This window comes from Nocardia spongicola (assembly GCF_047200775.1).
GTDB lineage: Bacteria > Actinomycetota > Actinomycetes > Mycobacteriales > Mycobacteriaceae > Nocardia.
This window is the reverse complement of the sequence record NZ_JBJZOO010000020.1, coordinates 1-19,302: the sequence shown is the minus strand read 5'-3', so window position 1 is coordinate 19,302 and position 19,302 is coordinate 1. Positions and strand designations below refer to the sequence as shown.

The window sequence follows — 19,302 nt, the reverse complement described above, 5'->3', positions numbered from 1 at the left end:
GACTGCGGGCAACTCGACGTGCGGTCTTGCCGGATCGTTCCGGCGTCGATGCCTTCCGGGGATGCGCGGAGGCCGGTCGCGCGGATGTTGCTCGATCAAAGCCGGTCGACGATATGCTCCGCTATCGACATGGCTGAAGTCGCCGCGGGAGAGGGAGCATTGAGCAGGTGGATCGAACGTGCGGTGCGCTCGATCATGAAGTCGTGCACCAGGGTTCCATCCCGCAGTACCGCCTGAGCGCGAATGCCTGCTACCCGAGGAAGCAGATCGGCGGCCGTCAGCTCCGGACAATAGCGCCGACATTGCGCCAGATACCCGCGTTTGAACAGTGAGTTGCGAAGCTCGCGCAGGCCGGTACGGATGTTCGCTGTGGCTACTCGATGAAATCCGGTGAATCCGAGTATCTCTCGTGCGTCCCTGGCGTCGAAGCTGCCCTTTTCGTAGCCCTCCCTGGCCAATCCGAGCACCGCGTTGGGGCCGACGGTCAGCGTGCCGTCGATCGTCGGACTCACATGGACACCGAGGAAAGGAAGTTCGGGATCGGGAATGGGATAGATCAGCGTGCGAACCAATCCGGCTCGCTCCGGTGGTAACTGGTAGTACTCGCCACGGAAAGGAATGATGCGGAAGTTGGTGCGCAGTCCGGCCGCTCGGGCCATCCGGTCGGCCTGCAATCCCGCGCAGACCACCATACGGCGTGCCGTCCAGGAACCCGCCGGACCAGCGGCGGTCACCGTATCGGTGGTTTCGGTGAGCGTCTTTATCTCGGCACCGAGCACCAATTCGCCACCCGCGCCTCGGACTTCTTCGGCGAGCGCATCGGTGACCCTGGTGAAATCGATGATGCCGGTGCCGGGAACGAACAGGGCGCCGAGCCCCGTGACTCGCGGTTCGCGCCGGGTGAGTTCCGTGGCGTCGATCAACTCGACAGCTACGCCATTGGTGATCGAGCGTTCGTATAAGGCGAGCATGCGCCGGTATTCCACTGTGTTGGTCGCGACAAGCAGTTTTCCGCAGACTCGATATGGAATGCCTTGTGCTGCGGCGAAATCCTTGGTCCATTCCGCCCCACGGCGACACAGCGTGGCTTTGAGGCTGTTCGGTTGATAGTAGATACCGGAATGGATGACGCCGCTGTTGTGTCCGGTTTGGTGCGCGGCAAGGGCAGGAGCCTTCTCCAGCAGTACCAGGCTCGCGCCAGGATGGCGTGTCAGGATCCGGTGCGCGGTCGCGACGCCGACGATCCCGCCGCCGATGACGCAGAAATCGTAGGCACTCATATGGTGATGGATTCCGCTCCAGTGTTCGGAGGCGCGGTTTCCGTTTTCGTGTTCGTGGCGGCGCTGTCCACGGACTGCGCTGGGGGGACGGTGGTACCGGGCTGGTCCAGTCGCAGAGTGCGCTCCCCGACCCCTGGGCTGGATAATTCCATTCGTACTGCACCGTTCTGGGTGTTCAGATCGGTGCGCAGGGTGGTGACGACAGCGGCGTCGTCGGGGTCGCCGTTCTGCTCGGGTGCGGGCACCGCGGGCAAGAAGCCGGTGAGTACGGCCAGCGCATTCGTGTCGACAGTAATCGACACGGTGTCGTTCTCGCCCTCGGCGAGTTGTGTCCTGATATAGGCATCGCCGAGCCGGAGTTCCCGCTGCCTGTTCGCGGCACGTTCCTGGGTGACCGTTGGCACATCATGTGATGCAGCCGGCTTCGGCTCGGCATCGCGCTGTTCGGGAAGCGCGGCAGGGGTATTCGAGCTGTTGCCGGTGAATATCGGATAGGAGGTGCTCTTGCCCGCGAGTATCGGATAGGAGGTCTTGACGCCGGTTACTGCCGGATAACCACCGGTTACCGCCGGATAGGAGACGGAAGCGGGGCCGTAGTGCGTCTCCTTCGGTGTGAGCGGGACAACCGGCGCGGCGAGTCGGGTGGCTGGGCGTTGGGTATCGGCGATCTGATGGACAACGTAGGTACCCGCGGCGACGGTGAGGCTGAGGCTGGCGGTACCAGCGAGGACGATTGCGGCATGCCGGACGAACTGATTGGGTCGGTGTGCTGTCATGATGCGTTCCTCCTCCCTGTACTGCCGCTCCCCGCGCCCGGCTCCGCTATGGAGCCGACCGCCTTATGGAAAGCAGCGCACCCGACCAGGCTACCGGGGTTGCCGCGAGGTGTCGCACCGATGTGGGCAATGCTCAGGGAGTGGGATCCGAGCGGAGGGCATCGCGTTGTGGCAGCGGATCAGCATGCCGGAATGACGAATCCGTTGACCGCGGTGTGGAACTCGAGCTCAGCTGTGCTTTCGCGTCAGCACCCGGGTAGGTTTCCGGCGATCCCGGAGCGGGTAATCCAGCTGTGGAGCTGGCGAGCGTCATTCTCGACTGCCGATCCAGATACCCGGCCAACGGCGTCCGGCCGTCGAAACGAACACGGCGCATTCAAGTGTGGCGCTCGCCCGCTCCTCATTTTCTCTGACCGGATTCTTCGGATCGGCCGGGTGTCGGCGGGTCAGGTGAACTGGCCCGCTACCCTTCCCGCACCTACTGGACCAGCGAAAGCCTGGGCGATAGTGAGCCATTCGGTGGCGGCGTCGCCGGATGCCTTGATGGCGAGGTCGTCCGGATGCCTGCGCTGGGTTACCAGCAGACAGAAATCGAGCGCGGGTCCGGTTATCCGCTGTTCGGCATCTGCTGGGCCCCACGACCAGGATGTGCCGTCCGGTGCGGTCAGTTCTACGCGGAATTCCGCCGTCGGTGGGGTCTTCGCATGCACCATATAGGCGAAGTTCCTGGTACGTACGCCGATATGGGCCACACTACGTAGCCGCGCTGTGGGAGTTCTGTGCACGCCGAGCGCATCGGCCACGTCCTGTCCGTGCGCCCAGGTCTCCATCAAGCGAGCGGTGATCATCGAAGCCGCGCTCATAGGCGGACCGAACCATGGCAGTTTGGCGCCTGCCTGCGCCTCGCGTAACGCATCGGCCAGGGCGGTGCGGCCACGTCGCCACCGTTCGAGTAGTTCGGCGGGCGGTTGCGCCGCAGCGCTCGCGGCCTCGTCGTCGACCAAGGTGAGCACGCGTTCACCGGCCTCGGCCACCATCCGGTGGAAGCGGTCGGGGTCGGCCGTCGCGATGGTCGCGATCTCATCTGTCCAGGCCAGATGGCCGATCTGGTGGGCGATGGTCCAGCCGGGCGCCGGTGTGTCGCGTGCCCATTCCTCGGGCGCCAACGGGCCGACGAGTTGTTCCAGGTCTGCGCATTCATCGGCGAAATCGCCGAGCAAAGCGTTGAGGTCAGCCATATTTTTCCTTGCCGATTCCACGCACATCGCTTCGTGTGCTGCCGTGGTTCAGCATCGCAGCGAGCTCAGAAAAAGGCAAGCATGATTGTTTTATCTTGGTCGTGGTCGCGGGCTACCAGCCGAAAACGACCAGGTGAGCCGCACCGACGAGCAGACCGAGCGCTGCACCGTGCAGATACAGCAGCCAGGCGTCCTGCTCGACAGAGGCGTAGAACATCTCCATGAACTCCCCTGGGGTCAACCGCCGCAGCTTGCGCGCCGCGAATTCGTCGATGGTCACAGCCTGGTCCAAGGCGAACGCCTCGTCCTCGACCAGGCTCGGCGCCAAGCCGACCGCGGCACCGGCCGCGCCGACCGGGAGGTTGTCGAACTGGCGGTGTCCGAATGCCGCCCGCACCAGCGTGGTGGTCGGCCCGAGCTGCCGCTTGATCTCCTCGGCGATCAAGCGCTCCAGCAGCTGCCTTGTCTTGTCGCCGTTCGGGCCATCCAGCAATTCCGCGGAGAGATTGGCCAGGGTCAGCACCTGGTAGGCAAGGATATGCGCGAGATCGGTCGCGGCCTGCGGCTGCCGTTTCGCCAGTAGCGCCTGCTTCCACAGGTATTTGTACCTGGGCTGGGGATCGCCCGGCTCGAACACCATCTTCACGGCGATGACGTTCACGATCACCCCGATCGCCGCCGAGGCAAGTAACACGATCACCCAGCCCGGTATCCAGCCGACTACCGGGATGTGCTGGTGGACATGCAGGTAGAGGGCAAGCAGTACCCCGAACGGCGCGCCGAGCAAGCCGATTCGCACCATGAATCGCAGCTCCGGTGCCGCGATCGTGGTGGTCAGATCTTTCAGAATGGCCGGATTTTCCCGCAGATAGCGGATCACGAAGCTCTTGATATCGATCAGCTGGTCGACATTGTCGCCGAGCGAGGCGAACGCCCGACGTGACAGGGCGGGAAGTTCCCGATCGGCTCGCTGGTAGACCAGCTGTTTAGCGGTACGTGGCACGGTGCGCCACAGCTCGGGGTTCTCCCGGTACATCAGTTCGTCGACCAAGGACTTGACCTGCGCGCGCGCCAGCACCGCGACGTAATCGGCGATAACGTCCAAGTCCAGTTCATGAATGAAGTCTTTGGGGCTGCCGATACGCATCAGCGCTTTGTCCACGCAGATACTGGCCATCTTCTCGGCTCGCGCCGGAATGAAACCTTGGAATCCGAGGCGTCTGCCATCGCTGGAGAAGGTCGGCAGCACCTGGACTCGACGGGGGAAGAACGGATAGAGCACTCCCAGTCCGGGAATGCGGATGCCGCGGAACTGGACCGGCCAGAACAGCATCAGCACGCCGGTCCAGTTGGTCAGCCATCCCGCCAGTGCGCTGAAGATCGGAAACGTGATCAGATCGACCACGAACTTCGGTTGCCCGGTCAGTGCTTCCCAATCGATGAACACGCCGGCGGCGAGCGACGACATCGATGGACCCCCTGAGCCGAGCCGACGCTACCGCCGGTATGGAATGACGGAATAACAAGGCCCCCACGTTCTCATTGGCTTGGCGGAGTGTCAACGCCAGATGTGCCGGGAGAGATCTTCTGCGCGTCATCCTTGTTCCGTCGAGGTACCGGCAGGACACTGCACGACATGACTACCTACGATGACCTGCGCGCGCTGTTCATCAATTGCACACTGAAGCGCTCACCCGAGCAGAGCAATACTCAGGGACTCATCGATGTCAGCGCCAGGCTCATGGCGAAGCAGGGTGTTCAGGTCTCTCATATCCGGGCAGTCGACCACGACATCGCGACTGGTGTCTGGCCGGATATGACCGAACACGGGTGGAACACCGATGAGTGGCCGGTACTGCAGCAGCAGGTGCTGGCTGCCGATATCTTGGTATTGGCCGGGCCGATCTGGCTGGGTGACAACAGCTCGGTCACCAAGAAAGTGATCGAGCGGCTCTACGGGAATTCGTCAACCCTCAACGCGGCAGGTCAGTACGCGTACTACGGCCGGGTCGGTGGATGCCTCATCACCGGAAACGAGGATGGGGTGAAGCATTGCGCTATGAATATCCTCTACAGCCTCCAGCATCTCGGCTACACCATCCCACCGCAGGCGGACGCCGGGTGGATCGGGGAGGCCGGACCGGGACCGTCATATCTCGATGTCGGCTCGGGTGGGCCGGAGAATGATTTCACCAACCGCAACACCACCTTCATGACCTGGAATCTGCTGCACCTGGCACGTTTACTGAAGGACAATCACGGTATCCCCGCGCACGGCAACCAGCGTTCGGAATGGGATGCCGGGTGCCGGTTCGACTTCGAGAACCCCGACTACCGGTGAGACCCGACCAGAACACGCCTGAGCCCTGAGCAAGACGTCACCGGGCGAGACGCGGTGGCAAGGAGCCTGTGTTTCGCCTGCGGCGAACGCGCTGAGCAGGGGGAACAAACGTGAACGACCTGGGGTTGAGTAGGCAACGCTCAACATTTGGAAGGGTCGAAGACGTGACTACACCCCAGAACCTGCCGGTGCTGTTCCTGACCGATCCGATCGTGCTGCCGGGCATGGTCGTGCCCATCGAACTGGACGAATCAGCACAGGCCGCGATCGATGCCGCACGCGCGGCCGAGACCGATTCCGTGCTGCTCGCACCGCGACTGACCGAGGGCTACGCCACCTATGGTGTGGTCGCCACCATCGAACAGGTCGGCCGGATGCGTGGGGGCGCCCCGGCAGCCGTCCTCAAGGCCGAGCGCCGTGCCAAGCTCGGCCACGGGGTCACCGGGCCTGGCGCCGCATTGTGGGTCGAGGCCGAGCTGGTGGAGCAGTCCGCTCCGGATGGCCGTACCGAGGAACTGGCTGCCGAGTACAAGAAACTGGTCGTCTCGGTGCTGCAACGGCGTGAGGCGTGGCAGATCATCGACGCGGTCAATCAGCTGACCGATCCATCGGCACTCGCCGACACCGCGGGCTACGCGCCGTACCTGACCTCGGCGCAGAAGCGTGAACTGCTCGAAACCCCTGATGTGGTGGAACGACTCACCACGCTGATCGAGTGGACCAAAGAACATATCGCTGAAGCGGAGATCACCGAAAAGATCAGCGAGGATGTCCGCGAGGGTATGGAGAAGAGCCAGCGGGAGTTCCTGCTGCGCCAGCAGCTCAACGCCATCCGCAAGGAACTCGGCGAGGACGAGCCGGACGGAGCCGACGACTACCGTACCCGTGTCGAGCAGGCAGACCTGCCCGATACCGTGCGCGAGGCGGCATTGCGTGAGGTCGGCAGGTTGGAGCGGGCCAGCGATCAGAGCCCGGAATCCGGCTGGATCCGCACCTGGCTGGATACCGTGCTCGAACTGCCGTGGACGGTACGGACCACCGACAGCACCGATGTCTCGGCCGCCCGCGCGGTCCTTGATGCCGATCACCACGGTTTGGACGAGGTCAAGGACCGGATGGTCGAGTATCTGGCGGTGCGTGCCCGCAGGGCCGCCCGTGGCCTGGAGATCGTCGGCGGACGTGGTTCCGGCGCGGTGCTGGTGTTGGTCGGACCGCCCGGTGTCGGTAAGACCTCGTTAGGTGAATCCGTCGCGCGGGCCTTGGGCCGCGAATTCGTTCGTGTCGCACTGGGCGGCGTGCGCGACGAAGCCGAGATACGTGGTCACCGGCGCACCTATGTCGGCGCGCTGCCCGGTCGCATCGTGCGCGCGGTGAAGGAAGCCGGTTCGATGAACCCGGTGGTCCTATTGGACGAGATCGACAAGGTCGGTTCGGACTTCCGTGGTGATCCGGCGGCGGCTCTGCTCGAGGTGCTCGACCCGGCGCAGAATCACACGTTCCGCGACCACTATCTGGATCTGGACCTCGACCTGTCCGATGTGCTGTTCATCGCAACGGCGAACGTTATGGACACCATCCCTGGTCCGTTGCTGGACCGGATGGAGCTGATCACCGTCGACGGCTACACCGAGGACGACAAGGTGGCCATCGCCCGCGACTTCCTGGTGCCGAGGCAGCTCGAGCGCAATGCGCTGACCGCAGACGAGGTGACCATCACCGAGGAGGCATTGCGCGAGATCGCGGCCGACTACACCAGGGAAGCCGGTGTCCGGCAGCTGGAAAGGCTGATCGCCAAGGCACTACGCAAAGCCGCGACTCGGCTGTCCGAGCACGCGTCGGGTTCCCCGGAGCCGGTTGAGGAAGACACCGGAGCCTTGACCATCGGCCTCGGCAATCTGAAGGATTACCTGGGGCGTCCGCGTTTCCTCCCTGATTCGGTGGAACGCACCGCAGTGCCCGGTGTGGCGACCGGTCTCGCCGTGACAGGTGCGGGTGGTGATGTCCTCTATATCGAGGCCAATGCCGCGGCCGGGGAGCGCTCGTTGACCCTCACCGGTCAGCTCGGCGACGTGATGAAGGAATCCGCACAGATTGCCTTGACCTACGTGCGTTCGCATCTGGCGGAGATCGGTGTCGAGCAGGAGGTATTGGATCGCAACATCCATATCCACTTCCCCGCGGGCGCGGTGCCCAAGGACGGTCCCTCCGCCGGGGTCACCATGGTGACTGCTTTGGTATCGCTGGCGTGCGACCGCAAGGTGCGTTCGGATGTCGGTATGACCGGTGAGGTCACGCTGAACGGCCGGGTGCTGCCGATCGGTGGTGTGAAGCAGAAACTGCTCGCCGCGCAGCGGGCCGGCCTGAAGACGGTATTCATCCCGGCGCGCAACGAGCCGGACCTGGACGATGTGCCTGCCGAAGTGCTTGCCGCACTGGATGTCCGGCCGGTCGCCGAGGTGTCCGAAATCCTGGCTTACGCTATCGAACCGGCGGTGGAGCAGCAGGCCTTCGCGGCGACGGCTTGACCGCAGTAGCGACGAGACCGGGTGCGGAAACTTCCGCACCCGGTTCTGTCTGCTGTCTTACCGGCGGTGGGGGCTTTCTCCCACGGCCCGGATGGTCCCCTGTGCCGTTGCGCACAGCACTGGTTCACAGCCAGGGTTTTCGGCGTAGATATCGCAGCGGGTGACGGCCTGTCGTTTGGTCGCGTCGACGACGATTGCTTCCGCACGTAGGCGTATGCCCGCGGCCGGCCGCAGGTAGGTAATGGTGAAACCGCTGGTGACGATGTTCGCCCCGAAGATAGGTCCGGCCGCGAAGGTGAGGGAGATATCGGCCGCGTAAGAGATCACTCCGCCATGGACGAATCCCATGTGCTGGTGCAGATCCGGACGAATATTGACGACCAGGGTGGCCGTGCCGTGATTGACCGCAGTGACCTCGGTGTCGAGCAGCCGCGCGAATGGTTGCGCGGCGAGTACTAAGCGGGCGCTTTCGAGCAGGCGGTTCAAGTCGAGACTGGCGTCGAGTTCATCGCACCGGAGTGCGCGTACACCGGTGCCGACATCGGCGGTGGCGGTGGCGTCGGCGGTGGCGTCGGCGTCGACAGTCAAGGGAGCGGTGTCGGTCAGGGGTGTGGCGGTCAGTGTCATGACCTCTCCTTCGATGGCTCGAGCTTCGATAGTTCAGGGCGACCGGAGGCGAGCATGAGCCGGACGACGTCGGCGAACTCACTCGCGATTTCGGTTGGGCACTGGGGGTCTCGCTGCCCATTTACTTACGGTGGATGTTTCGGTCGTATATTTTCCGTAACGCACAGACCGAAATGGGTCGTGGCGCATAGACCGAAATGAAATGAGAGAATCAAGAAATGCTTCGTACCCGACGTCGATGCGTTATCAACGCGTTATGTCGGTCATGAAGCGGCGGTTGCTCTCACTCTCGTGCAGTCCTGGCGAAAGTGTCGAGCTTCGTTGCTCGAATACGGTTTGCACTCGCTTACGCGCACGTACCTCGACGATGGCTTCGCGTATCGGCACTGGTGTCAACCGCCGCCCGGAAATGCTGCTGGCCCCTATGAGAGCGCAGATTCTCCTCTACCGATATAATATCGACCGGTTTCGAGGGAAAGTGGTATAGCATGTTTCGGCGCTCACATCCGCTACGTCGCGGAGCGCTGCCTGTCCTGCATCCACATCCTGCACTCAGGGAATGCCGCTCACCAGCAGCAGTTTTCGTAAAAATTTCATATTTAATTTTCCTAACCAGAATGTAGTGTGCCCCGCCTGAGAATGCAATAGATCACATCGAATTCACCGCATGAAGTTGGTTTGGACGGGCGCTACGGTGGGTAAATACGACATACGGTACTCATGCCCGAGCTGTCCGGAACCGTATCCGGTCCGGCTCCTTCTCCTGGGCTCATCCCGTTTACGAGCTTTTGACGTGCTCTTTTGCCGGTATATCCGGCCATTGGTTCGTGGGCTGTCACGGTAGGAAGGACGGCTCGATCCGAGACGACGAATCCGAGGCGGCGAAAAGGCCACTGCCCGCGATTTCCTGGTGCCGAGGCAGCTGGAGCGCAATGCGCTGCCCACCGACATCAGCGCACGATTCGGCGGCGGCCGGTATCACGCACCGGTGAGGTCCCGCTCTATGCTCCGAGCGGTCCCCTGCGCCACCGCGCACAACACCGGTTCACGATCCGGGGTTTCGGTGTAGATCTCGCAGCGCACGACGGCTTGCCGACGTGTCGAATCGGTGACAGTTGCTTCCGCGCGTAAGCGAATGCCCGCGGCCGGACGCAGGTAGGTGATGGTGAAACCGCCGGTGAGGACATTCTGGCCGAGGACTGTTCCGGCGGCGAAGGTGAGTGCGGCGTCAGCCGCGTAGGAGAGCACGCCGCCGTGCACGAAGCCGAATTGCTGGCGGAGTTCCGGGCGAATGGGAACGACCAGTGTGGTGGCGCCATCGCCGAACGCGGTGATCTCGGTGCCGACCAGGTCGGCGAATGGTTGTGCGGCGAGTACTTGCTTGGCGGCTGTGATGTCGCTGGCTGCGGCGATGCCGTGGGTTGCGGCAGTCAATCCCGCACCTCTCTTTCGGTTTCGGTGGGGGTGTCGATCGTCCGGGTGGGATCGGTGGCGAGCACGAGCCAGGCGGCCTCGGCGAGCTCGCTCGCGACTTCGGTTGGAGTGCCGCGCATCTCGCCGACCAGCCACTGGCGGGTGTACTCCTGTGCCGGTCCCAGCCACAGCGCGTAGACCAGGTCGAGCGGAAGATCGCGCACTGCTCCGTAGCCGGCATGGGTGCGCCACCAGCGCGCGACGTCGGTCATGAAACGGCGATTGCTCTCGTTTTCGCGCAGCCCTGGTGGACGCGCTGAACTGAGCACCATTGCCCGGTAGCGATTGTCGCCCACCCAGCGCAGGTGTTCGCGCACACCGGCGATGATGCCTTCGCGTGCGCTGGTGTTGCCGCCGATCACCGCCCAGAAGTGCTGTTGGTAGTCGGCGAGTGCGTTGGCCCATACCTGTCGATACAAGCCGGCCTTGTCCGGGAAGTGATGGTAGAGCGCCCCGACGCTGGCACCCGCCGCGTCGCGGATCTGCGTCAGCTTCGCGTCCAGCGCCCCGTGTTCGGCGAACTGTCGCTCGGCTGCCAAGAGCAGCCGATCATGAATCTGCATATACAGAATTTAGTTCTGTCCGCATGGTAGCGCAATAGACCGCATCCGATGCAGCACATGGCATCAGCTCAGTGGCCGAGGCGACCTGGAGCCGCTCGCGCAATAACACCCGGACCGGGCCGGGCACTCGTATGCTCGTCGGCATGGAGTTCTGGGCGATGGTGGCACACGAATCGGATGACGGGATCGTCCTGACCAGGCAGCAGGTCGATGAGAGTTTCCTCGGGCCGGGCGATGTGACGATCAAAGTGCACTACTCGAGCGCGAACTACAAGGACGCTCTGGCGATCACCAAGGGTGGCGGGGTGGTCCGCAAGTACCCGATCGTCCCCGGTATCGATCTCGTGGGCGAGGTGGTCGAGTCCTCCGGGAACTCCTCTGTCGATTTCGCCCCTGGCGACCTGGTGATCGCACACGGGTACGAGATCGGTGTCTCCCAGCACGGCGGTTTCGCCGAATACGCCAGGGTGCCCGCGGACTGGGTGGTCAAATTGACGGATCTGAGCCCGCGCGAAGCCGCCGCGCTCGGCACCGCGGGCTTTACCGCGGCTCTGAGCGTGCAAACCCTGCTCGACCACGGCCTCACTCCCGATGCGGGCCCGGTCCTGGTCACCGGCGCGACCGGCGGGGTAGGCAGCGTGAGCATCGACATCCTTGCCGGCCTCGGTTTCGAGGTCATCGCCTCCACCGGCAAAACCGACGCGGGCGATCTGCTCAGCGAAATCGGCGCCGATGCGGTGATCGGCAGGCTTCCGGAGGATCCGAGCGCCGCCCGGCGGCCGCTGAACACAGCGCGCTGGGCCGCGGCTGTCGACAGTGTCGGCGGCGCCTCGCTCGCCGCTGTCCTCAGCGCCATCGGCTACGGCGGAGCGGCCGCGGTCAGCGGTCTCACCGGCGGGTCCGAACTGCCGACCACGGTGTTGCCGTTCATCCTGCGCGGGGTCGCGCTCATGGGTATCGATTCGGTGAACGTCCCGATCGAGCGGCGCCGCGAGCTGTGGTCTCGGCTCGGCAAAGAGCTACGTCCGCGGCATCTTTCGACTCTGGAGAACTACGCTCCGGTCACCGAAGCGCATCGGGTGCTGCATTCGATCAAGGACGGAACTCATTCGGGCCGGACTGTCCTCGGTGTCGCGGGCGAATTCTGATCGCTGTCACTGTGCGGAAGATCGGCTCGGTTCAGCCGAGCGGACTTCGGCCTTTGCTCGGGATCGTGGCCGGGTGAGCCTGCGGACAGCTCACGGTTACCCGCGCAGTGATAGCTGACCGGTCACAGCGTAGGCAGGCCTGATGCCTCGAACACTACGCTGAACCGCGTAAACCGCATCGTGCCTGCGACTCGTGCCGGGCACCGAGCTGCGATATCGCCGACTTCCGCGAGTAGGTGCGCGTAGATCATGCCGCGACCGTGGCAGGCTCGTCGGCGAACTGGGTGCGGTACAACTGCGCGTAGCGACCGTCCGCGGTCAGCAGCTCGGTGTGGGTGCCGCGCTCTACGATTCGACCGTCTTCCAGCACCAGGATCTGGTCGGCCGCGCGGACCGTTGACAGGCGATGGGCGATCACCAGCGCGGTTCTGCCCTGCAACGCTTCGGAAAGCGCCTCTTGCACAGCGGCTTCCGAGGTCGAGTCCAGTGCGGCGGTCGCCTCGTCCAGGATCACCACTCGTGGCTGCTCTAGCAGCAGGCGCGCGATGGTCAGACGTTGGCGCTCCCCGCCGGACAGCCGGTAGCCGCGTTCCCCGACCACCGTCTCCAGTCCGTCCGGCAGTGCGGCGATCAGCTCGTGCAGCCGGGCGCGCTCCAGCGCATCCCAGAGTTCGTCCTCGGTGGCCTCTGGACGGGCGAGCAGCAGATTGGCTCGGAGCGTGTCATGGAACAGGTGCCCGTCCTGGGTGACAAGTCCGACCGTCTCCCGGATCGACCGAGTGGTCAGCTCGCGTACGTCGACACCGTTCAACCGCACCGCGCCGCGGTCCACGTCATAGAGGCGGGAAATCAGTTGGGCAATAGTTGATTTCCCCGATCCCGAGGAGCCGACCAGCGCGATCATCCCACCGGGCTCTGCGCGTAGCGACACGGTGTGCAGCACTTCCACTCCGCCGCGGGAGTCCAAGGTTGCCACGTCTTCCAGTGAAGCCAGCGACACCTTGTCAGCTGCCGGATAGCTGAAGCTCACCTCGTCCAACTCCACCGAAACCGGGCCTGCCGGGACCGGGCTCGCGGTGGGTGCGTCCTCGATCAGCGGTTTCAGGTCGAGCACTTCGAAGACCCGCTCGAAGCTCACCAGCGCGGCCATGATCTCCATCCTGGCGTTCGCCAGCGCGGTCAGCGGCGTATAGAGCCTGGTCAGCAGCAGCGACAGGGAGACGACCGCACCCGCGTCCAGCTGCCCGCGCAGCGCGTACCAGCCGCCGAGCCCGTAGACCAGGGCGATCGCCAGCGCCGAGACCAGCGTGAGCGAAGTGATGAACACGGTCTGCAGCATCGCGGTGCGTACGCCGATGTTCCGGACCCGGCGCGCCCGCACCGCGAACTCGTCGGATTCTCGCTCCGGTCGGCCGAACAGCTTGACCAGTGTCGCGCCCGGCGCGGAGAACCGTTCCGTCATTTGCGTGCTCATCGCCGCGTTCAACCGGGCCGCTTCCCGCTGCATGTCCGCTAGGCGGTTGCCCATCCGGCGCGCCGGGACCACGAACACCGGAAGCAGCATCAGTGCCAGCAGCGTGATCTGCCAGGAAATACCGACCATCACAGTGAGCGTGAGCACGAGGGTCACCAGGTTGGCCACCACCCCTGACAAGGTGTCGCTGAACGCGCGTTGGGCGCCGATCACATCGTTGTTCAAGCGACTGACCAACGCACCGGTCTTGGTCCGGGTGAAAAACGCGATCGGCATCTTCTGCACATGGTCGAACACAGCGGTGCGAAGATCGAGAATCAACCCTTCGCCGATCCCTGCCGACATCCAGCGAGTCGCCAGTCCGAGCCCGGCGTCGCACACCGCGAGCACGCCGATCACCAGCGCGAGGATGATCACGACCCGAGCGGGCGCACCCTCGATGATGTCGTTGACGACCCGCCCCGCCAGCACCGGTGTGGCCACCGCTAGCAGCGCCGACATCACACTGAACAGTAGGAACGCGCTGATCCGACGGCGATGGGGCGCCGCGAACCGGAGGATGCGCTCGACGGTGGCGCGGCGGAACGGCCTCAGCTCCTGCGGTGCATTCGCACGTCGATACAGTTGGCTGCGCGCCACGGATTCGATGCTCACGTCGTCCTCTCTCTCGTCCCGCTATCGGACACCCGGCCACCGACACTAAGACCTCAATATTGGTTGAGATCAAGACATTGGTTGAGGTCGAGTTCGCGGAGACGCGACGAGGTAATGATTCTGCCGGCCGCGAGCCCGCACGCCTAGGCTGGCGAGGTGACCGAGAACCGGATGGCGGCGCTGCGCAGCACGATCGAGGGTGAGGTCGACACCTCTGAGCGCCGCCGCGCGGAGTACTCCTCGGACGCGTCGAACTATCGGGTGCGTCCGGTCGGTGTCGTCTTCCCACGCACCGACGCCGATGTGATGGCCACCCTGGAATACGCCCGTGAGCAAGGACTTCCGGTGACCGCGCGCGGTGCGGGAACCTCGGTGGCCGGCAACGCGATCGGCCCCGGTCTGGTGCTCGACTTCAGCAGGTACATGAACCGGATCGTGGCGATCGATCCGGCAGCCGGTGTCGCCACGGTGCAGCCTGGGGTGGTGCTCTCGCAGTTACAGCGTGCCGTCCGCCCGCACGGGCTGCGCTTCGGCCCCGACCCTTCCACGCAGAGTCGCTGCACCCTCGGGGGCATGATCGGCAACAACGCGTGCGGGCCGAGGGCCGTCGCCTGGGGGCGCACCTGTGACACCGTGCGCGAACTGCGCATCGTGGACGGCACCGGCACCGAGCGCACCCTGGCCGCAGACCTGTCCGTGGTGCCGGGCCTCACTGAATTCAGCCGGGCGAGCCTCGCGGTGCTCCGGACCGATCTCGGACGTTTCGACCGCCAAGCCTCCGGTTACAACTTGGCCCGGCTACTGCCCGAGCACGGTGCGTCGGCGGCCAAGGCCTTCGTCGGTAGTGAAGGCACCTGTGGCCTGCTGCTGGATGCCACGGTGGAGTTGGTCGCGGTGCCAGGGGCGACGGTGCTCACCGTACTCGGCTACCCCGATATCGCCACCGCGGCCGATGATGTCGCCGCCGTAATGGCCTGCGCGCCGATCGCGGTAGAAGGTATCGATGCGCGGCTGGTCGAGGCGGTACGCGCGCATGGAAGACCGGTCCCGGATCTGCCGCGCGGTGGCGCCTGGCTGTTCGTGGAGACCGCGGGACAGACACAGGCCGAGGCGGTGGCCGTCGCACAGCGGTTGTGCCGCACCGCGGACCCGGTCGATACCAGGATCGTCACCGATTCCGGTGCCGCCACCGCGCTCTGGCAGATCCGAGCCGATGGCGCCGGGCTGGCCGGCCGTACCCCGGAGGGACATCCGGCCTGGCCGGGATGGGAGGACGCGGCTGTTCCGCCGGACCGGCTCGGCGCCTATCTTCGCGATTTCGCCGCGCTGACCCGCGACCACGGCGTGGATGGACTGCTTTACGGGCATATCGGTGACGGCTGTATCCACGTCCGGCTCGATCTCCCCATCGCCGACGCACCGCAGCGCTTCCGCGCTTTCCTCTTCGACGCGGCCGAGCTGGTGGTCCGGTACGGGGGTTCGCTTTCCGGTGAGCACGGTGACGGCCGGGCTCGTTCGGAGCTGCTCTCGGTGATGTACTCCCCCGCGGTGCTCGAGGTATTCGCCGGATACAAAGCGCTGTTCGATCCGGACGGCTTGCTGAATCCAGGAGTGCTCGTCGCGCCGCGTCCGCTCGATGCCGATCTGCGATTGGCTGGGTTGCCGCCGGTCCGATCGTCGAGCGGTTACGCGTTTCCGCATGACAGTGATGTTGGCGCGGCGGTCCATCGTTGTGTCGGTGTGGGTAAGTGCCGGGCCGAGGGTGGTTTCATGTGCCCGTCCTATCTGGCGACCAGAGATGAGAAGGACAGCACCCGCGGGCGGGCCAGGGTTCTGCAGGAAGTGGTGCGTGGCGCCTTGCCGTGGTCGTCGGAGGCTGTCGCCGAATCGCTCGACCTGTGCCTATCGTGCCGGGCATGTCGGTCGGAGTGTCCCGCGGGGGTGGATATGGCCACCTACAAGTCGGAGGTGTTGCACCGCCGCTACCGCCGCAGGCTACGTCCGGTCGATCATTATTCGCTGGGGTGGCTGCCCCGCTGGCTGACCATCGCGACTCGGATGCCGCGCGTGGTCAACGCCATGATCGAGCGCGCTGTGCCGCGGCGTATCGGGTCGCGGGTGGCGGGTATCGATCCGCACCGTGAGCTGCCCCGGTTGGCCGAGCGCAGCTTCCGCCGGATCTGGCGTGATCTGGACTTCGGCGCCGCGCTCGCCGAATCGGCCTATGCGCCGGAGGAACGGAACACGGCCGGGGGCAGCGGTGTGGTGATGTTGTGGGTTGACACCTTCACCAATGCTTTCGATCCACAGATCGCGCTGGCCGCGGCGCGGCTGCTGAGCGGCCTCGGCTACCGCGTCCGGATTCCGGACCGCCAGGTGTGCTGCGGGCTCACCTGGATAAGCACCGGCCAGCTCGACGGCGCCCGCGCGCGGCTGCGCGCAACGGTGGCGGCATTGGCCGAGCACGTCGAGGCAGGCGGCGTAGTCGTCGGCCTGGAACCGTCGTGCACCGCGGTCCTGCGCGCGGACCTGCCGGAACTGCTTCCGGACGATCCGAGATCTGTGCCGATCGCCGCCGCGGTGCGCACGCTGGCCGAGTTTCTCGCCGAGCAGCCGACCTGGCGTCCGCCGGTACGAGCAGGCCAGTCGGTGGTGGTCCAGCCGCATTGCCACCAGCATGCGGTACTCGGATTCGATATCGATCGTCAGTTGTTGACCGATATGCGGGTGGATATCACCGAAATCACCGGATGTTGCGGTCTGGCGGGAAATTTCGGCATGCAGACCGGTCATTACGATATTTCGGCTGCCGTGGCCGAGAACGGCATACTGCCCGCACTACGTGCGGCGGACACGGACTCGATCCTCCTCGCGGACGGCTTCTCCTGCCGCACCCAGGCATCCGCCTTGGCCGGGCGGCGCGGCAGGCATCTAGCGCAATTCCTCTTGGGAGAGTGAGCTTTTCCGGATCTCGTCGCGTGCTGCTGTTGTCGAGTCCATGGCGCGGATCATCCGCTTCTCTGGTGTCAGGCGGATTCGTCTCGGACTGAGCGTCCGCTCATGCCGCATTGCCCGCGGTCATCACGTCCTGGTGGTTTTCGCCGTGCGGCTCAGCTACCGAAGGGTAAGGTACCCGGCGGAATCTGGTAACCCGAGCTTCCGGCGAAGAGATCGCCCCAAGCATCGAGTAACCAGTTGAGCATGGTGGTGATCATCAGGAACCTCCGTAGTGACGACGCAGGCCATTCGCCGATCGCAATCGGGATCGCCGTATTCCGCGTCGTGTCGAGTGGAATACGAGAGCTTGGCTCATACGGAATCGATATCGAGCGTTTCCTTGTACGTCAGATGATAATCACCCGGGTGCGCAGGGGGCATGCCGCGGTACCGCGCGTCGCGGCGGGCAGAATGATGCGGTGCGCAGTGCGATGGTCGAGCCGGGATCCGTCCGGACCGTGACGGCGGACCGGCCGATCGATCTGGCGAGCACCCTTGCTCCGCTCGGCCGTGGCCGCTGCGATCCGTGTCACCGGGTGACCGATGACGGCGCACACTGGCACGCCTCCCGGCTTCCCACCGGACCGGTGACCTATCGCCTGACTCGATCCGGCCGGTGTGCGGTGCGGGCTCGTGCCTGGGGTCCGGGCGCGGCGGAATTCCTCGACCGCCTAGAGCGCATGTTGTGTCTGGACGAAGATCTCTCGGGGTTCGTCCCCGATCATCCGAAACTCGTCGATGCGCACCGGCGCTTTCCCGGCCTGCGTATGTTGCGTACCGGCCTGGTCTTCGAGGCATTGGTGCCAGCAGTACTGGAACAGAAGGTACACACACGGTCCGCGTACGCGTCGTGGCGAAAGCTGGTAGGACAGTTCGGGGAACCCGCGCCGGGCCCTGCTCCGGAGGGAATGCGGTTACCGCCGGATGCCGATACCTGGCGGCGGATTCCGTCCTGGACCTATCATCGGGCCGATGTCGGACCGCAGCGGATGCAGACCGTTATCCGTGCGGCCGGAATAGCCGAGTCGTTGGAGCGCACGGCGCAGGCCGATCCCGCCGATGCGGCCCGTATGCTGCGCAGTGTTCCCGGTATCGGGGTATGGACCGCCGCGGAGATCGCGCAGCGGGCTTTCGGGGATGCGGACGCATTGTCGGTCGGCGACTACCACCTCGCCGCCATGGTCGGCTGGACTCTGCTCGGCCGCCCTATCGATGACGATGCGATGGTCGAATACCTGGAACCGCTGCGCCCGCACCGATACCGGGCAATCCGCCTCCTCGCGATCAGCGGCCATCTGCGCAAACCGAAGTTCGGCCCGCGTTCCCCGCATACCGACCACAGCAGGCGCTGAGCGGATACACGCATCGCATTTACGCCGGTTACCGATGTGCCCGGTGCGAATACGATCCGCTTGCCTGGTCGACCTGGTGGACTCGGCCGGAATCGTATCGCGCACGGCGTGGTGGTCAGCTCAGTCGTATGCCGGACGGCGACGGCGGTCGGCGGTACGATCGGGCACGGATGCGTCCGGTGGGTGTATCGGCTCGGGTGATCTGTAGACAGCTGATCCGGCTGGAAACGAAGGAGTCCATGTCATGAGCGTTCGGGGCGATGCCAATATCGATCTGACCGGGGCTACCTGGCGGAAGGCAACGGCAGGGGCGGGAAACAACGGTGTCGAGGTGGCTTTGCTCGCCGACGGACATGTCGGACTGCGTAATGGGCAAGACCCGGAGGGGCCGGTGTTGATCTTCACGCCGGGCGAGTGGGCTGCTTTCACCGCGGGCGTACATGACGGCGAGTTCGCCCGTACCAGGTAATCGCCGCACGAACTCGGCGAGTACCGGCCTGAAGTGGCTGGTCCCGGACGTATGGGTGGGAAGCCTGCGTACGCGGATCACGAACGTGTACAGATTCGACAACGAAATCATGTTTACCCCGAGCGATTCGGGGTAATTTTTTCTCGTGGACCGAGGGCTCAAGGGTTCCCATCTCCGGAACAAAAAAATGTGGCCGGGGGATTGGGTGGAATGGCTGATCGTCGGATTGTTGTTCGCGGTGTCGGCGTTCGGTGTTCTCATCCTCACCGGATCGGTGTTGTCGGCGCTGTTCGTCGGCCTGGTGGTGTGGATCGTGGCTCTCGGTGTAGTGGCAATACTGTAAAAGTGCGTCGGGCGGCCCGGGGGGGAACCCGGGGGCCGGGCG

At 64.7% G+C, this 19,302-nt stretch carries 15 protein-coding genes; 7 read left to right on the top strand and 8 right to left on the bottom strand.

Annotation, left to right across the window (positions count from 1 at the left end):
- Positions 1-95: 95 nt before the first annotated feature.
- The 4 genes from lhgD to ACL02S_RS21970 form a co-directional block, all read right to left on the bottom strand.
- Positions 96-1,280 carry an L-2-hydroxyglutarate dehydrogenase gene (gene lhgD, locus ACL02S_RS21985; RefSeq protein WP_412804369.1) on the bottom strand — a complete coding sequence of 395 codons (1,185 nt, stop codon included), beginning with the start codon at positions 1,278-1,280 and terminating at the stop codon, positions 96-98.
- Positions 1,277-2,056, bottom strand: a complete 780-nt coding sequence (locus ACL02S_RS21980) for a hypothetical protein (protein ID WP_412804368.1) — start codon at positions 2,054-2,056, stop codon at positions 1,277-1,279. The genes lhgD and ACL02S_RS21980 overlap by 4 nt, the downstream gene beginning before the upstream one ends.
- Positions 2,057-2,502: 446 nt before the next feature.
- The gene (locus ACL02S_RS21975; protein ID WP_412804367.1) at positions 2,503-3,294 is read right to left on the bottom strand and encodes a TIGR03084 family metal-binding protein; all 792 of its coding nucleotides are present in this window, start codon (positions 3,292-3,294) and stop codon (positions 2,503-2,505) included.
- A gap of 112 nt (positions 3,295-3,406) precedes the next feature.
- Positions 3,407-4,762 (bottom strand): DUF445 domain-containing protein, encoded by a 1,356-nt coding sequence (locus ACL02S_RS21970; protein WP_412804366.1) that lies wholly within the window; start codon positions 4,760-4,762, stop codon positions 3,407-3,409.
- A gap of 168 nt (positions 4,763-4,930) precedes the next feature.
- Between ACL02S_RS21970 and ACL02S_RS21965 the strand changes: the two genes are divergently transcribed.
- Entirely contained in the window at positions 4,931-5,635 is a 705-nt protein-coding gene (locus ACL02S_RS21965) for a flavodoxin family protein (protein ID WP_412804365.1), read from the top strand.
- A gap of 224 nt (positions 5,636-5,859) precedes the next feature.
- Positions 5,860-8,160, top strand: coding sequence for an endopeptidase La (gene lon, locus ACL02S_RS21960; RefSeq protein WP_412804402.1), 2,301 nt, complete (start codon positions 5,860-5,862; stop codon positions 8,158-8,160).
- A 57-nt stretch (positions 8,161-8,217) separates the two neighbouring features.
- Here the strand turns inward: lon and ACL02S_RS21955 are convergent, their stop codons facing one another.
- The 3 genes from ACL02S_RS21955 to ACL02S_RS21945 all read right to left on the bottom strand — a co-directional run bounded on the left by ACL02S_RS21955 (position 8,218) and on the right by ACL02S_RS21945 (position 10,823).
- Entirely contained in the window at positions 8,218-8,787 is a 570-nt protein-coding gene (locus ACL02S_RS21955) for a PaaI family thioesterase (protein ID WP_412804364.1), read from the bottom strand.
- Between the two features lie 978 nt (positions 8,788-9,765).
- Complete coding sequence (locus tag ACL02S_RS21950) at positions 9,766-10,182, bottom strand: PaaI family thioesterase (protein WP_412804401.1); 417 nt, start codon at positions 10,180-10,182, stop codon at positions 9,766-9,768.
- 35 nt (positions 10,183-10,217) lie between these two features.
- A complete protein-coding gene (locus tag ACL02S_RS21945) occupies positions 10,218-10,823 on the bottom strand; it encodes a TetR/AcrR family transcriptional regulator (RefSeq protein WP_412804363.1) in 606 nt (201 codons plus the stop codon).
- Positions 10,824-10,966: 143 nt separating this feature from the next.
- On the opposite strand from ACL02S_RS21945, the gene ACL02S_RS21940 reads away from it, so the two are divergent.
- Complete coding sequence (locus tag ACL02S_RS21940; RefSeq protein ID WP_412804362.1) at positions 10,967-11,971, top strand: acrylyl-CoA reductase family protein; 1,005 nt, start codon at positions 10,967-10,969, stop codon at positions 11,969-11,971.
- Between the two features lie 247 nt (positions 11,972-12,218).
- On the opposite strand, the gene ACL02S_RS21935 is transcribed toward ACL02S_RS21940, so the two are convergent.
- Positions 12,219-14,099, bottom strand: a complete 1,881-nt coding sequence (locus ACL02S_RS21935; RefSeq protein ID WP_412804361.1) for an ABC transporter ATP-binding protein — start codon at positions 14,097-14,099, stop codon at positions 12,219-12,221.
- Positions 14,100-14,270: 171 nt separating this feature from the next.
- Between ACL02S_RS21935 and ACL02S_RS21930 the strand changes: the two genes are divergently transcribed.
- The 4 genes from ACL02S_RS21930 to ACL02S_RS21915 all read left to right on the top strand — a co-directional run bounded on the left by ACL02S_RS21930 (position 14,271) and on the right by ACL02S_RS21915 (position 19,260).
- Complete coding sequence (locus tag ACL02S_RS21930; RefSeq protein ID WP_412804400.1) at positions 14,271-17,057, top strand: FAD-binding and (Fe-S)-binding domain-containing protein; 2,787 nt, start codon at positions 14,271-14,273, stop codon at positions 17,055-17,057.
- Positions 17,058-17,527: 470 nt separating this feature from the next.
- Complete coding sequence (locus ACL02S_RS21925; protein WP_412804399.1) at positions 17,528-18,448, top strand: DNA-3-methyladenine glycosylase family protein; 921 nt, start codon at positions 17,528-17,530, stop codon at positions 18,446-18,448.
- A gap of 244 nt (positions 18,449-18,692) precedes the next feature.
- Positions 18,693-18,917, top strand: a complete 225-nt coding sequence (locus tag ACL02S_RS21920) for a DUF397 domain-containing protein (RefSeq protein ID WP_412804360.1) — start codon at positions 18,693-18,695, stop codon at positions 18,915-18,917.
- Positions 18,918-19,104: 187 nt separating this feature from the next.
- A complete protein-coding gene (locus ACL02S_RS21915; protein ID WP_412804359.1) occupies positions 19,105-19,260 on the top strand; it encodes a hypothetical protein in 156 nt (51 codons plus the stop codon).
- Positions 19,261-19,302 lie beyond the last annotated feature (42 nt).